The organism is Shewanella insulae (assembly GCF_009831655.1).
Taxonomy (GTDB): domain Bacteria; phylum Pseudomonadota; class Gammaproteobacteria; order Enterobacterales; family Shewanellaceae; genus Shewanella; species Shewanella insulae.
Map to the genome: position 1 here is coordinate 128,315 of NZ_WRPA01000001.1, position 18,241 is coordinate 146,555.

Genomic DNA, 18,241 nt, shown 5'->3' on the forward strand with positions numbered 1-18,241 from the left:
CGGGGAGCAACGGCACCCCGCCTCTTATTAGATCAAACTATGATGACATTTACCTTCCCCATGCAGGTGAGTTACCAGGATTTTCTCAATTACTATCAAGGCAGTATCGATAAGATCGAGGTGAGAGACAGCTCTGGTAAGACCCTGTGGATCCATGCCCGTCACTTCCGTCCCTTCCTGACCACTTCAGGTATCAGGGGCTATTTTCGCTTGCAACTGGACGATAACGGCAAATTTGTTTCGCTCGAACAGTTTTAAGTTTTTTAGAGTATATACTTCAAACGGGTGATTGTACTTCATTTGAGTGTTAGCTTGGATTAATACAAGTTTAATTGCCTGTTTATGCTTGCTTTTTCAACCTGTGAATTTCATCTGGTATGACTTGTTAGATTAGATTTAAATCGCGCGTTTGAATTTCGGTAAGCCCTTTAGCTTAAGTGCACAAATATCAAGGTAATTTTCTGTTTTTTCGCCTTGCTCATCACCCCCAAATGCTGTAACAATGGTGTTACCTGTACGCTAACAAGATGTTGGCCACCATTCCTATAACAAAGAATCCAGCAGGTTACGGAGAAGAGCTAAAATGAAAAACGTTAAAAATGGCTTTAACAAGTCAGCGCTAGCTTTGGGGATCGTCGCGGCGTTGAGTATTGGAGCGACATCGGGCGTGCAAGCCGTGTCGTTCGATTGGGGAGAAGTTCAAGGTACGTTCGATTCAACATTCAGTGCCGGTGCAAGTTGGCGTGTTGAAGAGCGAGACTGGGATAATCAGATCGGTAAGGTGAATCACCCGCGCTTCGACTGGTCAAACTATACCGCGTTCGGTAACACCAAATACACCTCGGCCGAGATTTGGGCTCAGCCAGGTTCCTACTCGAGTAACGGTGACTTGAGTAACATGCTCTATTCTCAGGGTGACGTAACCTCGATGGTCTTCAAGGGATTGCATGAACTGTCGCTCAAGTATAAGAATTTTGGTCTGTTTGCCCGTGGCATGTATTTCTACGACCAGAAGGCCAACAACGGCAGCTATGGCTACAGCGATCCGATAACCGGAAAAGAGTATGACCCTTGCGCCGACTCCGAAGCTTCTAAGGTGCAGTGTAAAGATGTGCGCCTGTTAGATGCCTTCATCTACGGTGATTTCGATTTCAACGATGGCGCCAACCCGCTGACCGTTCGTATCGGTAATCAGGTGGTGTCTTGGGGGGAAAGCACGCTGATCCCGCACGGCATCGGCGTGATCAACCCGGTGGATCTTAACATTCTTAATGCCCCAGGGGCCGAGCTAAAAGAAGCCTTTAGGCCGCAGGGCATGATCTGGGCGTCTCTTGGCGTGACTGAGTCACTGTCGGTCGAAGCCTTTTATCAATACGATTGGGAGCCAGTTTGGGTACCGACCCCGGGTTCTTACTTCTCGACCAACGATTTTGCTGGCTACGGTGGCTACTCGCAAAATGCGCAGCTGGGCTTCAATGCTAACCCGGATATCAATCTCGACTTCTTGATCGACGAGTATCAGAAGCTGGCAGCCATGGTTGCATCGGGTCAATATGATCCGGCGACACTGGGTTCATTGGCGTTAGCCTACCCGACTAAGGTGACCCTGATGCAAGATCAGGCGAGCGCCAGCGATTCGGGTCAGTACGGTATCAAGCTGGGTTATTACGCACCAGAGCTGGGCGAGACAGAGTTTGGCTTCTACTACATGAACTATCATAGCCGTCGTCCGCTGATCAGCGGCACTACTGCTAACTTTACTGCCGAAGCAATAGGTGCAGATCTGGCACAACTTGGAATGCTTGGTGGTACTGGGGCAACAGTTGATCGTCAAACATTGCTCGGTTTAGAGACCTTCTCAAAGGCGCAAATCGTTTACCCTGAAGATATTCAACTCTACGGCTTTAGTTTCAACACTCTGATTGGCGATACCTCCGTTGCCGGTGAAATTGCTCATAGACTGGATGAACCATTACAAATTGATGACGTTGAGCTTTTGTTTGCGGCGATGCCGCAGCAATTAGCGAACATTGATCCTAACCTCCCGCACTATAGAGGCGATCTCGATGGGATCTCACAGGTGCAGAATTATGGACCGGGCGAATATGCAGAAGGCTATATCCGCCGCGATACCACTCAGGCACAGGTAACCTTTACCCATCTGTTCGGTCCGACACTGGGGATGGATAATCTGGTGATGCTGGCCGAGGTAGGTGGCGTTTGGATCCATGACATGCCAGGCTTCGATGAGCTGCGTCTCAATGGTCCTGGCACGGCGCGTTCGGGCGGTAACCCAGATATGCCTGGTATCATCGAGGCGGTACATAACGGCCCTGAAACGAATCCTTTCCCAACGGATTTTGCCTGGGGTTATCGTTTAGTTGCCAAGGCCGATTACAACAACCTGTTTGCCGGTGTAAACATGTCGCCGCGCATCATCTTCTCCCATGATGTTGACGGGATCACCCCAGATCCTATGTTCCTGTTCACCGAAGGTAAGAAGTCCGTCGCTATCGGCGTGAACTTCGATTATCAGAGTCGTTGGGGCGCAGATTTCTCATACAACTCCTTCTTCGGTGGTGTCGGCACGACGAATCTGATGTCAGATCGCGATTATGTGTCGTTTAACATCAAGTATTCAATCTAATTCACAAGGACAATAAGAATGAAAAAACTAACACTATTGTCGGCTGCTGTGATTGTCGCATTGACCGCACCAACAGCCTTTGCGAAAGTTTCAGAGGCGCAGGCGGCCAAGCTTGGCACCGAACTCACGCCACTTGGCGGTGAAAAGGAGGGCAACGCCGATGGTTCTATTCCGGCTTGGGATGGTGGTATCACCAAGCCTGTCGCCGGCTACGAGAAGGGAATGCATCATCCCGATCCTTTCCCGAACGACAAGATTGAATTTACCATTACCAATGCTAACAAGGCGCAGTACAAAGACTACCTGACCCCAGGTCAGATGAAGTTGTTCGAACTGTACCCTGATAGTTACAAGATGAATGTCTACCAGACACGTCGTACCGCTTCTGTACCTCAGTTTGTCTACGACGCAACCAAGGCCAACGCCACACGTGCCGAGCTAGTGGCAGACGGCAACGGGATCTCTGGTGCCTCAATTGGCGTGCCTTTCCCGGTGCCACAAAATGGGCTTGAAGCCATCTGGAACCATGTGCTGCGTTTTCGTGGCGTAGACGTCGAGACGGCCCGTAGTCAGGCGGCACCAACGGCATCTGGTGGTTACACCCTGGTAGAAACCGCCGAAGAGATCCGCTTTCAATATTCGCGTCCTGAAATGACGCTGGATAAGTTAAAAGAGTCTAATACCCTGTTCTACTTTAAGCAGGTGGTGACTCAGCCGGCACGTCTGGCGGGTACCGCGCTGCTGGTTAAAGAAACTATGGATCAGGAAGCACTGCCACGTCAGGCCTGGACCTATAACACAGGACAGCGCCGCGTGCGCAAGGCGCCAAACGTTGCCTTCGATACGCCGGGCACCGTATCTGATGGTCTGCGCACCACAGACGATTTCGACATGTTTAACGGCTCACCCGTTCGATACAACTGGGAGCTTGTGGGTAAGAAGGAGATCTACATTCCTTACAACGACTACAAGTTGCACTCAGACAAGCTGAAATATGAGCAGATCCTCAAGCCAGGTCATATCAACCCAGATTATGTGCGCTGGGAGAAGCACCGTGTATGGGAAGTTAAGGCACAGCTTAAGGATGGTATGCGTCACATCTACAAGACCCGCGTCTTCTATCTCGATGAGGACTCTTGGCAGGTGGCTATGGCAGACATGTATGACAACCGTGATGAGCTTTATCGCGTAGCCGTGGCACACGCCATCAACTACTACGAAGTGCCGACTCACTGGACCACACTTGAAGTGATCCACGATCTGCAGTCTCGTCGTTACCTGGCCATGGGGCTGGATAACGAGGGTCGTATGTATAACTTCGATGCCAAGCTGAGCGAAGCGAACTTTACGCCAGCGGCATTGAGACGTGCTGGCATCCGTTAAGCACTCGTTCGTTAAGTACTTTTTAAGAACTTAGGGGAGAGGGGCCTGTTGGCCCCTCATTTTACGAAAGGAAGTTTGTATGTGGTTTAGCATGCTTCGGCTTGTCGCTTTATCTTCTCTGTGTTTTGTCACCCTAGCCGGGGCCCAAGCGGCAACCGAGGTGGCATCTTCCGATATTCAGCCGCTGGCGACACAATCCCTGGTATTGGATATTGCCAAGCAGGGAGAAACTATGATTGCCGTGGGCGATCGTGGTCATCTATTTCGTTTTACCGACAGCTGGCAGCAGGTGATCTCACCGAGTCGCGCCTTGCTGACCAAGGCAACGCTGCTGACGCCAGAGCTTGGCTGGGCAGTGGGTCACGATGCCACCATCTTACATACCCAGGACGGGGGCAAGAGCTGGGTGGTGCAGATGCGTTCCCCCGAGATAGAAAAGCCTTTCCTGGATGTGCTCTTCTTCGACGCCAACCATGGTATAGCGATTGGCGCCTATGGACTCTTCTATCGTACCAAGGATGGCGGTAAACAGTGGCAGCAGGAGTTTCATACCGAGCTCTTATACGAAGAGGATCAGGCCTATCTCGATGAACTCAAGGCGGAAGATGAAAGCCTGTATCTAAAAGAGCGCAGTACATTATTACCCCACTTTAATCGTGTGGTGCGTCTAGCCGATGGCCGCCTGTTGATGGTGGGCGAACTTGGTCTGGCGGCCGAGTCACAAGACAATGGCCTTAGCTGGCAGCGTATCGAGTTTCCCTATGAGGGCTCGCTGTTTAATATCTTAGTGGCCAAGCAGGGGATCTATGTGCTTGGCCTGCGTGGACATCTGTTTAAGAGCGCCGGCGACCTAGAGCAGTGGCAGGCAATCGAGCTGCCTTCCAAGTCGACGCTGAATGGTGGAATTGTGCTGAGTGACGATAAGGTCAGGCTGGTCGGCAATGGCGGCGTGGTGATCGACGTAACCGCCGATGATGGCGTGACTATGGTGACCCAGCGTCAGGGGGAAAACCTGGTGGCTATCGGCCAGGATAAGTCAGGTACACTGTGGATTGCTGGTACCAAAGGCTTAGTTGCATTACAACAAAAATAATAAGGCCATGGCATGTTAGATAAATTAGTTAATGGATTAGAATCCTTCCTGTTTCGGCAACGGGCCTATGTGATATTCGCCTTCTTGCTGGCAACCCTGTTTCTCGGCTTTCAGGCCAGCCATCTGAAGATGGATGCGGCGTTCGTTAAGAATATCCCGCTTAATCATAGCTATATGCAGACTTATCTTAAGCATCAGAAGCAGTTTGGCGGCGCAAATAGCATCATGGTGGCGGTGGAAGATACCAGTGGCAACATCTTTAACCCCAACTTTTTCGATACCTTAAAGCAGGTACACGACCAGCTGTTCTTCATTCCAGGTGTCGATCGTGCCCAGGTTAAATCACTCTATTCGCCATCGACCCGATTTACCGAGGTGGTGGAAGATGGCTTCGCAGGTGGCCCCGTGATCCCGGCGGATTTCTCTACCACGCCAGCCGGGCTTGAAGTGGTGCGTAGTAATATCGAGAAGGCGGGTATCGTCGGACGTCTTATCGCCGAAGATTACTCGGCGGCCATGGTGACCGCTCAGTTGATGGATTTCGATCCGCAAACTGGCGAGCCACTCGATACCTTGGCCTTTGCCAGTCAGCTCGAGAAGGAGCTGCGGGGCCAATATGAAAATGACAAGATAAAGGTTCATATCATTGGCTTTGCCAAGATGGCCGGTGACGTCGCCGAGGGGGCCAAGGGGGTCGTGCTCTTCTTTGCCATCGCCATCTTAGTGACCGCCGTGATGGTGTATCTCTTCTCCCATTCGGTCAAGCTGACCCTGCTTCCTCTGGTTTGTAGCCTGGTGGCCGTGGTTTGGCAGCTGGGCCTGCTTACCGTGGTCGGCTTTGGCCTGGATCCCATGTCGATTCTGATCCCCTTCCTGGTGTTTGCCATTGGGGTGAGTCATGGCGTGCAGATGATCAACGCCGTTAGACGTCGCGTGGGGGAGGGGGAGAGCACCAAATCTGCCGCCGCACTAGCGTTTCGTAGTTTGCTGATCCCAGGTGGCGTCGCGCTGCTCTCTGACACCGTAGGCTTCATGACCTTGCTGGCCATTGATATCGGCATCATTCGTGAGCTGGCCATCTCGGCATCCCTGGGTGTGGCGGTGATCATACTGACTAACCTGGTGCTCCTGCCGCTGCTGATCTCCTTTACCGAGGTCAAGGCGCTACCGACAAAATCAAACGGCAAAGTGGAGGCTATCTGGCGTAAACTCTCCTGTTTCGCCACGCCTAAGTATGCGCTAGTCGTGCTGATCGCCACCGCACTCCTCTACGGGCTTGGGTTGCAGCAGGCCAATAAGATGAAGATTGGCGATCTACAGGGCGGAGCGCCGGCGCTGCACTTTGACAGTCGCTACAACCAGGATACCTTCTATATTACCGATCACTTCTCCATCACCACAGATGTGATGACTGTGATTGTCGAGGCCTTTCCCGAGGCCTGTACCTATCATGACGTGCTGACGCAAATCGATGAGTTCGAATGGCAGGTAGCCAATACGCCTGGGGTCGAGTCCACGGCCAGTCTGGCCTCAATCGCCAAGCGGGTTAATGCCGGCTTTAACGAGGGCAACCCTAAATGGCAGGTGCTGCCGCGCACCACCGCAAGCTTAGTACAGGCGGTTGGGCAGATCCCAACCACCTCGGGCCTGCTGGATGGTAACTGCTCTGTAATGCCTGTGTACCTGTTTCTCACAGATCATAAGGCGGAGACTATTGAGCTGGTTATCGACAAGGTGAAGACACTGTCGGCCCAGATGGACAACGACAAGCTTAAGTTCAGGCTGGCATCTGGCCCCGTCGGTGTGATGGCGGCCACCAATGAGGCCGTAGCCGAGGCGCAGCTGCCTATGATGCTCTATGTCTATGGCGCCGTGTTTGTACTCTGCTTGATCAGCTTCAGATCGATTCGCGCGACCGTAGCAGTGATCTTGCCGCTGTATGTGGTATCGACCCTGGCGCAGGCGCTGATGACCTTGCTCGATATCGGCCTGGCGGTGAGCACGCTGCCGGTGATCGCCCTTGGGGTCGGTATAGGCGTCGACTATGGTATCTATATCTTGTCGACCATGGCGGTCAAACTCAGAGACGGCATGCCGGTGCAAACCGCCTATCATCAGGCGCTTATCGAGCGGGGTAGCGCGGTGATCTTCACCGGTCTGACACTGGCCATAGGTGTCAGTACCTGGTTTTTCTCGGCACTCAAGTTCCAAATGGACATGGGGATCCTGCTAACTTTCATGTTTTTAGTGAATATGTTAGGCGCAATAATTATTTTACCGGCAATAGGCGCTGTTTTCTGGCGTAAGCCGCGATAGTGAGCTGAAAGAGAGAGCATTAGCTCTCTCTTTTTTTGCATAGTTACGCTCACTTTACGATTGTTTTTTCATCGAGTACGCCCATATGGCCGCAAAACCCCGGGGGATGAGGATCTACCACTAAAATAGTTCTCGAAAATTGGCACATTTAGTAATAAACTTCGCGCTATGACTTAGGTCACATAATTAGATTTGGCCTGTCATATGCTCAAGCATCCATAAAATTACAAAAACGCTGCCATAGACCCTAAAGGAAACAGCAACATGGCCTTGAAAGATGCAATGCCTTCAGTACTACTCGAGAACGTAGTCAGCCTAATTCATTCGAAAGTTCCCAATACACAAGCCAAACAAGTTGAACAGTTCGCAACTTGTATTTATGCCCACATGTCGAAAGATGACTTGCAACACCGCAATGACAGTGATCTTTACGGCGCTGTCCTCAGCCTTTGGAATGCCGTGAATAAGACGCCGGTAGGTGAGACTCATATTCGCGTGTTTAACCCGAGTCAATCTAAGCATGGTTGGAAATCATCCCACTCTATTATCGAGGTGATTCAACCAGATATGCCTTTTCTTGTTGACTCGGTAGGCATGGCGCTTAACCGCATGGGGATCACCACCCACATGATGCTGCACACGCCATTAACCGTTAAGCGTGAGCAAGGCGTGATCACCGGCGTTAGCTATAACGAGGTAAAGGATGAGAGCAACGACAAGGTTGCCGTATTCCTGATCGAGGTCGACAGACTGAGCAGCGACGCCGATATCAAGAGCCTGGAGAAAGAGATTCAATCAGTATTGGGCGATGTTGCGGCGTCGGTCAATGACTGGCAGGCGATGTCGAATAAACTGAGCGACACTATCGCCGAGTTGGCCGACCGTCCGTTCCCGGGTGAGAAGCGCGAGCTGGAAGAGGCCATCAACTTCCTGACCTATCTCAATAATCATCACTTCACCTTGCTTGGTTACCGTCGTTACGACCTGCACAAGGTCGAAGGTGATCTCGAGCTGTTGCCGGTCAGCGAATCAAGCCTGGGTCTAATGAATGTACCGGGTAAGCCTAAGAGTTCTAAGGGACTCATGCTCTCTAGCCTGTCGGACACAGCGCGTAAAGAAGCGCTTGATAGCAGCCTGCTGATTTTAACCAAGAGCACAGAGAAGAGCCGCGTTCACCGCCCAGCCTATGTCGATTACATCGGCATCAAGCGTTTCGACGAGCAGGGTAACGTGATAGGTGAAGACAGGTTCATCGGCCTGTATGCCTCAAATCTATACAACCGTAGCCCACGTGAGATTCCGCTGTTGGCGCAGAAGATCCAGCGCGTACTGGATGATTCTGGCTTGACGCAACACTCCCACGACTACAAGGCCTTGATGCATATTCTGGAGACCTTGCCTCGTGATGAGATCATTCAGGCGCGGGAATCCGAATTGGCCAGCATGGCCCATGGCGTTCTGGAGATGCAAGATCGCGACAAGCTCAAGTTGTTTGTACGCAAGGATGGCTTCGGTCGTTTCCTCTCTTGCCTGGTGTATGTCTCTAAAGACAGATACAACACTAAGCTGCGTGAAGATACCCAACGTATTCTGGCGCAACACTTCAACACTAAAGAAGATGTTGAATTTACAACCTATTTTTCTGAGTCTACGCTCGCACGTACTCACTATATAGTTAAAGTCGATAATAATATTACGGATGTAGATGTGGCTGCCATCGAAAACAATCTTATTGAAGCTGCGCGTTCATGGGAAGACAAGTTAAACACAGCGCTGATCACTGCCCAAGGCGAAGAGTCGGGCAACCGTCTGGTTAAACGCTATGTCAATGCGTTCCCACGCAGCTATAAAGAGGATGTGTTGCCTAGCTCAGCCGTGGTAGATATCGAGCATCTCGAAGCGCTGGATGATGATCACAAGCTTGGCATGCTCTTCTATCAGCCACAGGAAACGGCTTTAAAAGACAACAAGGTCCGCCTGAAGCTCTTCCACAAGGATGAGCCGATCCATCTGTCTGATGTATTGCCTATGTTGGAAAACTTCGGCCTGCGGGTGATCAACGAGCGTCCTTATGAGGTGATGACTGCCGATGGTTCGACCTTCTGGATCCTTGACTTCTTGATGACGGTTCAAGGGGCGGCGGTTGATAACCTGGCAGATAGCCAAGATAGATTCCAGACGGCCCTGTCTCAGGTGTGGCGTAAAGAGCTTGAAGATGACGGCTTCAACCGTCTGGTATTGGCAACGGGTCTCTCTGGCCGCGAAGTCTCTGTGCTGCGTGCCTATGCTAAATATATGCGTCAGATCGATGCGACCTTCAGCCAGGCCTATATTGAAGAGACCTTTAGCAGCTATCCACAGATCGCCGATCTGCTGGTGAAGATGTTTATTCGCAAGTTCAATCCTAAGCTGAAGACGCGTACCCTGTCTAAGTTTGTTGAACAGATAGATATGCGTCTCGAAGAAGTCTCTAGCCTGGATGATGACCGTATCATCCGTCGCTACCTGGATCTTATCAACGCCACGCTGCGTACCAACTTCTATCAGGTGTTGCCTGACGGTAACAACAAGCCTTACGTGTCATTCAAGTTCTCGCCTGAAGAGATCCCTGAGATGCCACGTCCGCTGCCTAAGTTTGAGATCTTCGTCTACTCGCCAAGGGTAGAGGGTGTTCACCTGCGTGGTGGCAAGGTTGCCCGTGGTGGTCTGCGCTGGTCTGATCGCCGTGAAGATTTCCGCACCGAAGTACTGGGTCTGGTGAAAGCCCAGCAGGTGAAGAACACGGTTATCGTGCCTGTGGGCGCCAAGGGTGGTTTCGTCTGTAAGCAACTGCCGACTGAGGGTGGACGCGATGCCTTCTTCACCGAAGGCCAAGAGTGTTACCGTCTGTTTATCCGCGGTCTGCTTGATATTTCTGACAACATCGTCGAAGGCGACATCGTTCCTCCGGTTAACGTGGTACGTCACGATGAAGACGATCCATACCTGGTTGTGGCGGCAGATAAAGGCACCGCAACTTTCTCGGATATCGCCAATGCCATCTCTGAGGAGTATGGTTTCTGGTTAGGCGACGCCTTCGCGTCGGGTGGTAGTAACGGTTACGACCATAAGAAGATGGGTATCACGGCGCGCGGCGCCTGGGAATCGGTTAAGCGTCACTTCCGTGAGATAGGTATCGACTGTCAGACCACAGACTTCACCTGTTTGGCCATCGGTGACATGGCCGGCGACGTATTCGGTAACGGTATGTTGCTCTCTGAGCACACGCGTCTGGTGACGGCATTTAACCATATGCATATCTTTATCGACCCGAACCCAGATGCGGCCAGCAGCTATAAAGAGCGTGCGCGTCTGTTCGAGTTGCCGCGTTCAAGCTGGGAAGATTACAACAAAGACCTGATCTCTAAGGGCGGTGGAATATTCCTGCGCAGCGCAAAATCGATCACACTCACACCAGAAATGAAGAAGATGCTGGATACCAAGAAAGCATCTATGACACCAAACGAGCTGCTTAAAGAGCTGCTGAAGATGAAGGTGGATCTGATCTGGAATGGTGGTATCGGTACCTATGTCAAGGCAACCAGTGAGACTCATGCCGAGGTGGGCGACCGTGCCAACGACGCGCTGCGCGTTAATGGCAACGAGGTACAGGCTCGCATCATAGGTGAGGGTGGTAACTTAGGTTGTACTCAGTTGGGCCGTATAGAATACGCCGCCAACGGTGGCCGCATGAACACCGACTTCGTCGATAACGTAGGTGGTGTGGATTGTTCGGATAACGAAGTTAACATCAAGATCTTGCTGAACGCCATGGTGGCCGAAGGTGAGATGACGGTGAAGCAGCGTAACCGTCTGCTGGTTGAGATGACTGATGAGGTCAGCCGCATCGTATTGCAAGACTGTAAGGATCAGACCCGTACCATTTCTGTGACTCAGGTGCGCGGCGCCGAGCAGCTAAAAGAGCAGATCCGCTTCATCCACTACCTGGAGAAGGAAGATAAGCTAGACAGAGCGCTAGAGTTCCTGCCGACCGATGATGAGTTGGCAGAGCGCCTGGCGAATGGTAAGTCGCTGACTCGCCCTGAACTTTCTGTTCTGGTGGCCTACGCTAAGATGGTATTGAAGGAGCAACTGCTCACGTCGGAAATTACCGACGATACCTTCCTGAGCCAGCTGCTTATCGAGTACTTCCCTCGTCAGCTGCAAGAAAAGTACAGCGAGCGCATGGTCAACCATCCGCTACGTGCCGAGATCATCGCAACTTCGTTGGCCAATGAACTGGTTAACGATATGGGTCTGAATTTCGTTCAGCGTATGCAAGATGAGACAGGCGCCTCAGTCGCCGAAGCTGCCATCTGCTACACTATGGCCCGTGAAGTATTTGGTTTAGCTGATTTAACTAAATCGATCACGGCGCTAAACGGTGTGGTACCTGCTGTGGTACAAGGCGAGATGTTGCATCAGTTACGTCGTAATCTACGCCGTGCCTGTCGTTGGTTCTTACGTCATCGTAACCGTAACCAAAGCATCGAGCAGGTTGTGGCCTTCTTTAGCCCAGTGTTCCAAGAGCTTCGTCAAAACGTTCATCAGTATCTGGTGGAAGATGAAGTGAACGGTATCCGTGCAGAGATCGCGGCATTGGTAAAAGAAGGGGTACCAGAACAGGTGGCGACGGATGTTGTCAACATGAGCACGCTGTTCTCGGCGCTGGATATTTCGGAGATCGCTCAGCTGGAAGACAAGCCGGTGGCCTTGGTTGCCGAAACCTACTACAAGTTAGGTGCACGTATCGATCTGCACTGGTTCCTGGAGCAGATCAGCGCCCAACCTGTAGCAAACCACTGGCAAGCCTTGGCGAGAGCGGCATTTAGAGAAGAACTCGATTGGCAACAGCGTTCACTGAGTTCCGCAGTGCTACGTACTTGCCCATCGGTTTGCGATGCTGACGCCATTATTGAACAGTGGGTCGAATCCAATCAGGGCTTATTGGAGAGATGGTTCCACATGCTTGCAGACTTTAAGACCTCGCAGACCCATGAGTTTGCGAAGTTCTCAGTCGCCCTACGTGAGCTGAATCTGTTGATCCTTCATTGTGAAGGTCAATCGTAAAAATAAAATATAGTCATGAGCCCTGGCAATCGCCGGGGCTTTTTTCGGTCTAGGAGAATGCATGTTTTACAAAATCGCACAGAAAGTGATGTTTCAGATGGATCCTGAGAAGGCACATAACCTTGCCATAGGCAGTCTGAAATCAACTGCGAATTCGCCATTAAACTGTTTCTACGCACAGAAGCTGCAAGCGGCGCCTGTCGAGTTTATGGGCTTGACCTTTCCCAACCCAGTAGGCCTTGCCGCCGGTATGGATAAGGATGGTGAATGTATCGATGCGTTCCACGCGATGGGATTCGGGCATGTCGAAGTCGGTACGGTTACGCCTCGTCCACAACCTGGCAATGATCAGCCCCGTCTGTTTCGTTTAAAGCCTGCAAAGGCGATTATCAATCGTATGGGCTTTAACAACAAGGGCGTCGATAATCTAGTGGCCAATCTCAAGGCGGCCAAGTCTGGCGCCATGGTTGGGGTGAATATCGGTAAGAATAAGGATACACCGGTCGAGCAGGGTAAAGATGATTACCTTATCTGCATGGAGAAGGTCTATCCCTATGCGGCCTATATTGCCGTTAACATCTCATCGCCGAACACACCTGGTCTACGTACATTGCAATATGGCGATCTACTCGATGATCTCTTGGGATCATTAAAAGCCAAGCAAAAAGATCTTGCCGAGCGTCATGGTAAGTACGTGCCGATCGCGCTGAAAATTGCGCCGGATCTGGAGCCCGATGAGATTGAGAAGATTGCCGAATCGTTGATCCGTAACGAGTTCGATGGTGCCATTGCGACCAACACAACCCTGACACGCGATGGGGTTAGCGGCTTGGTGAACTCTAATGAAGCCGGCGGACTAAGTGGTAAGCCATTGAATTCGTTGTCAACCAAAGTGATTAAGCAGTTAGCCGATTGCCTAAAAGGTCAGGTGCCCATCATAGGTGTTGGTGGTATTAATAGTGCTGCCGATGCGCTAGATAAGCTCGACGCAGGCGCGACCATGGTGCAAATTTATTCTGGTTTTATTTATCGTGGACCAGAATTAATTAAAGAGATCGTCGATGCTTATCGAGTTAAAACAAAATAAGATCTAATTTCAGATCTAAAAACGATCGCGCGATCTTGTTTAGATCGCGTTTGATCGCGATAACATATTGTAATCTATATCATATTTGTAATATTTTTTTTGATATTGGATGAAATATCATCTATTATCGAGTTGTATTAAGGTATATAGGTACACGTTATGTTATTAATGCCACAAAGGGATTGGCAATGGATATATAACGATTCGTATGGGGTTTTAAGCGTTTCGTTAGGTTCGGATATGGAATTTCTGACTCCCTATAAAACGAAAGCACTTATTCCTGATGCCCTGACAACTACAGAATTTAATGTAGAGCATGCCAAATTCTATATTGAGTTTATTGAGCGTATTGGTAAGTCATTAAATAGTGCCGATGCGGTGAGGGTACAGCTGGCGCTTAATGCCACGGCCGCTCATTTTCTATTGAAGCCACAGATGCCCAAGTCGTGGTTTTTCGAGACTTCGGCGGTTTGTGTCTATAGCGAACTGGGTAAGGTGTTTCAGCTGAAATGCCAAGAGCAGGCGGTTAAGGTACTTGTGGTTGAGTCTAATATTCAGGCCTCCCTGGTGATGTTGTTATCACCGGAACTGCACTTGAGCGATAGCAAGGCGATGCGTCAGTTCGATTGTATTAAGGTGATGAACGATAGATTACATCCTTTGAAGGCGAGTCGTCAGATCGCGGCTGCTTAATAACTCAAATAGAGAAAATATTAATCGAATGGGGAGCAGATGCTCCCCATTTTTATGCCTGTTATTTGATCTGTTTAATTTATTGAGAAGATCGAATGTAAATCATTTTTTCGATCCATCACCATTGGTTGTCTTATTTATCCTTCTTCTCCCTATCTTCTTTCAGCGGTTCATGGTCATTGAATAAGTAGTTTTCATTTTATTAGTTAGCGTGCTATAGGCGATTTAATGACCGCTCGCTAAGCATTAATATTTTATTGTTTAATGCATGATCACTCATCGGGGTGAAAACGAAGGATAGAGGTCTGAGATAAAACTGATTTAAACCGTATGGGCTTGGACATGACAATCTGGGTATAGTGAGTTTATTGATTTGGATTGTTATTAAGGCTTTTGTAACCCATGGTGATGTGTATCCTTGGTTGCCTTTATCGCGAGTTAAGCCGAGAAGGTACCAGGCAGCTTTGGCTAGAATTTGAATATGATAAGGAAAGGGAGTTACTTATATAAGAAATTGGTTGCGGGAAGATGGATTGCAACTGGGCGGTATACCTTCGATGACCTTCGCAGCTTATAAAGGATTGGGCCCGGCAATGCTACCAAGCTGTCTTTTCTTTCAGCTTAATACAATAAGGAAGGGGGGTATTTACATAAGAAATTGGTTGCGGGAGCCGGATTGGAACTGGGCGACATACCGTCGATGACCTTCGCGGCTTTTATAAGAGCTGAGCCCGACGAGATTTTTGCTTTAGCTGTTTGAGAAAGGGGGTTAAACAAGAGAGTGTTTAGAAAAGTTATTTTATAAGAAATTGGTTACGGGAAGATGGATTGCAACTGGGTGGCATACCTTCGATGATCTTCGCAGCTTATAAAGGATTGGGCCCGGCAATGCTACCAAGCTGTCTTTTCTTTCAGCTTAATACAATAAGGAAGGGGGGATTTACATAAGAAATTGGTTGCGGGAGCCGGATTTGAACCGACGACCTTCGGGTTATGAGCCCGACGAGCTACCAAACTGCTCCATCCCGCGTCCGTAAGAAACGCTGTAGTTGTTTTGATTCTTGCTACAAAAGAAATTGGTTGCGGGAGCCGGATTTGAACCGACGACCTTCGGGTTATGAGCCCGACGAGCTACCAAACTGCTCCATCCCGCGTCCGTAAGAAACGCTGTAGTTGTTTTGATTCTTGCTACGAAAGAAATTGGTTGCGGGAGCCGGATTTGAACCGACGACCTTCGGGTTATGAGCCCGACGAGCTACCAAACTGCTCCATCCCGCGACCGGATGTTTACTCTAACCTCTGAAGCAACAACAGCTTTATGCTGTGTAGTGCCCAGTGCGTCAAAGCGGGGCGAACTATATCGACATGACGGATTCAATGCAAGTAACAATTACGAATTTCGCGTCAAGCGTTTATTAATCCGGCAATGTGTCGAGGTATCGATCAAACCTGGCATTTTTAAACCTTCATTTGGCAGAACTTTTTATCATTTAATCTGAGGACAAGGTATAATGACGGATTGATTTTTGAAGTGTGTCTATCTATCCATGTTAAATTTTTTTGCCGCAGCCCCACGAGGCTATGAGTACGCCCTGTCTTTAGAACTGGCAGAGCTTGGTGCAGCCGAGATAAAGGAAAGCGTTGCTGGCGTCTATTTCTCTGCTCCCCTTAATCTGGCTTACCGTATTACCTTATGGTCGAGACTCGCCAGCCGTATCATTTTGGTGATCTATAAGGGGCCATGTGAGAATCCCGAGCAGCTCTATAATGCGGCCTACTGCATCGATTGGCAGACCCATTTCTCCAATAAGAGCAGCTTCAGCATAGATTTTCATGGTGTGGGTGGCTTTATTAAGAACTCACAGTTTGGCGCGCTTAAGATAAAAGATGCGGTCGTCGACCGTTTCCGTGACGATGGCTGCGCACGTCCCGATGTTGCTCGTGTCGATGCGGATTTTAAGATAGATGCCCACTATCGTCGTGGCCAAATTACCCTGGGGATTAACTTCTCGGGGCCTGCATTGCATCAACGTGGTTACCGCTCCACCACAGGTGAGGCGCCACTGAAGGAGAACCTGGCGGCCAACATGTTGGTACGTAGCGGTTGGCAACAGGCGCCTAAGGATCTGCTTGACCCCTTCTGCGGTAGCGGCACCATATTGATCGAGGCGGCCATGATGGCCTGTGATATTGCACCGGCCCTGCAGCGTCGTCGTTTCGGTTTCGAGCATTGGTTACGCCATCAAGAGGCAGACTGGCAGGAGCTACTTAGTGAGGCCAAGGCACGCGCCTCTATCGGCACCAAGCGCTGTGAGATTAAGTTTTATGGTTCGGACATCGATTCGCGTCTGGTGGCGCTGGCAAAACGCAATGCCCAAAATGCAGGTGTCGCCGAGCTTATCGAGTTTTCGGTATCTAACGCGCTCAACGTCACGCCGCCGGTGGAGCAAGGTTATCTGATCACCAACCCGCCTTATGGTGAGCGTCTGGGTAATGTTACCTCGCTATTGCAGCTCTACTATCAGCTTGGAGATAAGCTAAAGGCTGAATTTGGTGGCTGGCAGGTGGCTGTGCTCAACAGCGACATCGAACTGCTCTCAGCCCTTAAGCTTAAAGCCGACAAGCAGATGAAGATGTATAACGGCGCGCTCGAGTGTGCCTTTAACCTCTATACCTTGCATGCCAAGAGCACCCGGCGTATCGATCCTAGCCAGGTGCTGAGCCAGGGTGGCGAGGTGAGTGAAGTCGCCACGGCCTTTAGTAACCGAATCAAGAAGAATTACAAGCAGCTGAGCAAATGGGCCCAGCGCGAGGGGATAGACAGCTATCGTCTCTATGACGCCGATATTCCAGAATACAATGTGGCGGTAGATATCTATCTGGATCATGTGGTGATCCAGGAGTATTCGGCGCCCAAGTCGATTCCCGAGGCGGTGACTAAGCGTCGTCTGACCGATGTCTTACTGGTGTTGCCACAGGCCATAGGGGTTGATCCCGATAAGATCATCCTTAAGACCCGTGAGCGTCAGAAGGGCACTAACCAATACCAGAAGCTGGATGCCACTAAGCTCGAGCTAGTGACCACAGAGTACGGCGCCAAGTTTAAGCTCAACTTGAAGGACTACCTGGATACGGGCCTGTTTTTGGATCACCGCTTGACCCGCAAGCTAGTGGGCGAGAAGTCGAAAGATAGAGACGTGCTTAACCTGTTCGCTTATACGGGTAGCGCTTCTGTGCACGCTGCGCTGGGTGGTGCCAAGTCGGTGACCACGGTAGATATGTCTAACACCTATCTCAACTGGGCGCAGGACAACTTTGAGTTGAACGGCCTTAAAGGCAAGCAGTATCAGTTCATTCAGGGCGATTGCCTGCAATGGATAGACGACTGCGAGCAGCAGTATGACCTGATTTTTATCGATCCGCCAACCTTCTCTAATTCTAAGCGCATGGAAGATTCCTTTGATGTGCAGCGTGACCACGTCAAGCTGTTGAGTGCATTGGTGAAGCTGCTGCGTCCGGGTGGGGAGATCCTGTTTTCCAACAACAAGCGTAAGTTTAAGATGGATAGCGAGGCGCTGAGTGCTCTTGGTTTATCGATCACTAACTTGGATAAGCAGACCCTGCCGCTGGATTACAAGCGCAATCCTCATATACATAACACCTGGTTGATTAAGCATGCCTAAGACCAGCGCCTATATTCTTTTTCATACCGATGGCTGTCACCTGTGTGAGCAGGCCCAGGCGCTCATTTGCGCATTGAATATCGATTTTGTCTTGCAGGATATCTGCGATGACGAGCAACTGGCGCAGCGCTATGGCGTGCGCATCCCTGTACTGCTGCGTGAGGCTGATGGTGCCGAGTTAGGCTGGCCCTTCGACAGCGAGCAGTTGCAACAATTTACAGGAGTATAAA

10 protein-coding genes and 3 tRNA genes are annotated in these 18,241 nt (G+C 50.3%); 10 read left to right on the forward strand and 3 right to left on the reverse strand.

Translation table 11 applies throughout. From position 1 onward, the window contains the following. The first annotated feature begins 42 nt into the window (after positions 1–42). The 8 genes from GNT65_RS00590 (at position 43) to GNT65_RS00625 (ending at position 14,328) form a co-directional block, all read left to right on the forward strand. Positions 43–258: a DUF2835 domain-containing protein gene (locus GNT65_RS00590; protein WP_160793626.1), complete on the forward strand. Its 216-nt coding sequence runs from the start codon at positions 43–45 to the stop codon at positions 256–258. A 325-nt stretch (positions 259–583) separates the two neighbouring features. Beyond that, on the forward strand, positions 584–2,647 hold the full coding sequence (locus GNT65_RS00595; protein ID WP_160793204.1) for a DUF1302 domain-containing protein: 2,064 nt from the start codon (positions 584–586) through the stop codon (positions 2,645–2,647). A gap of 18 nt (positions 2,648–2,665) precedes the next feature. Continuing rightward, positions 2,666–4,030, forward strand: coding sequence for a DUF1329 domain-containing protein (locus GNT65_RS00600; protein WP_160793205.1), 1,365 nt, complete (start codon positions 2,666–2,668; stop codon positions 4,028–4,030). Positions 4,031–4,109: 79 nt separating this feature from the next. After that, positions 4,110–5,123: a WD40/YVTN/BNR-like repeat-containing protein gene (locus tag GNT65_RS00605; RefSeq protein WP_160793206.1), complete on the forward strand. Its 1,014-nt coding sequence runs from the start codon at positions 4,110–4,112 to the stop codon at positions 5,121–5,123. A gap of 12 nt (positions 5,124–5,135) precedes the next feature. Then, positions 5,136–7,439, forward strand: a complete 2,304-nt coding sequence (locus GNT65_RS00610; protein WP_160793207.1) for an efflux RND transporter permease subunit — start codon at positions 5,136–5,138, stop codon at positions 7,437–7,439. A gap of 264 nt (positions 7,440–7,703) precedes the next feature. Next, the gene (locus GNT65_RS00615) at positions 7,704–12,548 is read left to right on the forward strand and encodes an NAD-glutamate dehydrogenase (RefSeq protein ID WP_160793208.1); all 4,845 of its coding nucleotides are present in this window, start codon (positions 7,704–7,706) and stop codon (positions 12,546–12,548) included. A gap of 61 nt (positions 12,549–12,609) precedes the next feature. Continuing rightward, positions 12,610–13,635 carry a quinone-dependent dihydroorotate dehydrogenase gene (pyrD, locus tag GNT65_RS00620; protein WP_160793209.1) on the forward strand — a complete coding sequence of 342 codons (1,026 nt, stop codon included), beginning with the start codon at positions 12,610–12,612 and terminating at the stop codon, positions 13,633–13,635. A gap of 159 nt (positions 13,636–13,794) precedes the next feature. Beyond that, a complete protein-coding gene (locus tag GNT65_RS00625; protein WP_160793210.1) occupies positions 13,795–14,328 on the forward strand; it encodes a cell division protein ZapC in 534 nt (177 codons plus the stop codon). 953 nt (positions 14,329–15,281) lie between these two features. On the opposite strand, the gene GNT65_RS00630 is transcribed toward GNT65_RS00625, so the two are convergent. The 3 genes from GNT65_RS00630 to GNT65_RS00640 all read right to left on the reverse strand — a co-directional run bounded on the left by GNT65_RS00630 (position 15,282) and on the right by GNT65_RS00640 (position 15,606). Next, a tRNA-Met gene (locus GNT65_RS00630) sits at positions 15,282–15,358 on the reverse strand. A gap of 47 nt (positions 15,359–15,405) precedes the next feature. Further along, positions 15,406–15,482 (reverse strand) — tRNA-Met (locus GNT65_RS00635). Positions 15,483–15,529: 47 nt separating this feature from the next. Further along, positions 15,530–15,606 (reverse strand) — tRNA-Met (locus tag GNT65_RS00640). Positions 15,607–15,875: 269 nt separating this feature from the next. Here GNT65_RS00640 and rlmKL point away from each other — a divergent pair. Continuing rightward, positions 15,876–18,011, forward strand: a complete 2,136-nt coding sequence (rlmKL, locus tag GNT65_RS00645) for a bifunctional 23S rRNA (guanine(2069)-N(7))-methyltransferase RlmK/23S rRNA (guanine(2445)-N(2))-methyltransferase RlmL (RefSeq protein WP_160793211.1) — start codon at positions 15,876–15,878, stop codon at positions 18,009–18,011. Further along, positions 18,004–18,240 (forward strand): glutaredoxin family protein, encoded by a 237-nt coding sequence (locus tag GNT65_RS00650; protein ID WP_160793212.1) that lies wholly within the window; start codon positions 18,004–18,006, stop codon positions 18,238–18,240. Before rlmKL ends, GNT65_RS00650 begins: the two co-directional genes overlap by 8 nt. Position 18,241 lies beyond the last annotated feature (1 nt).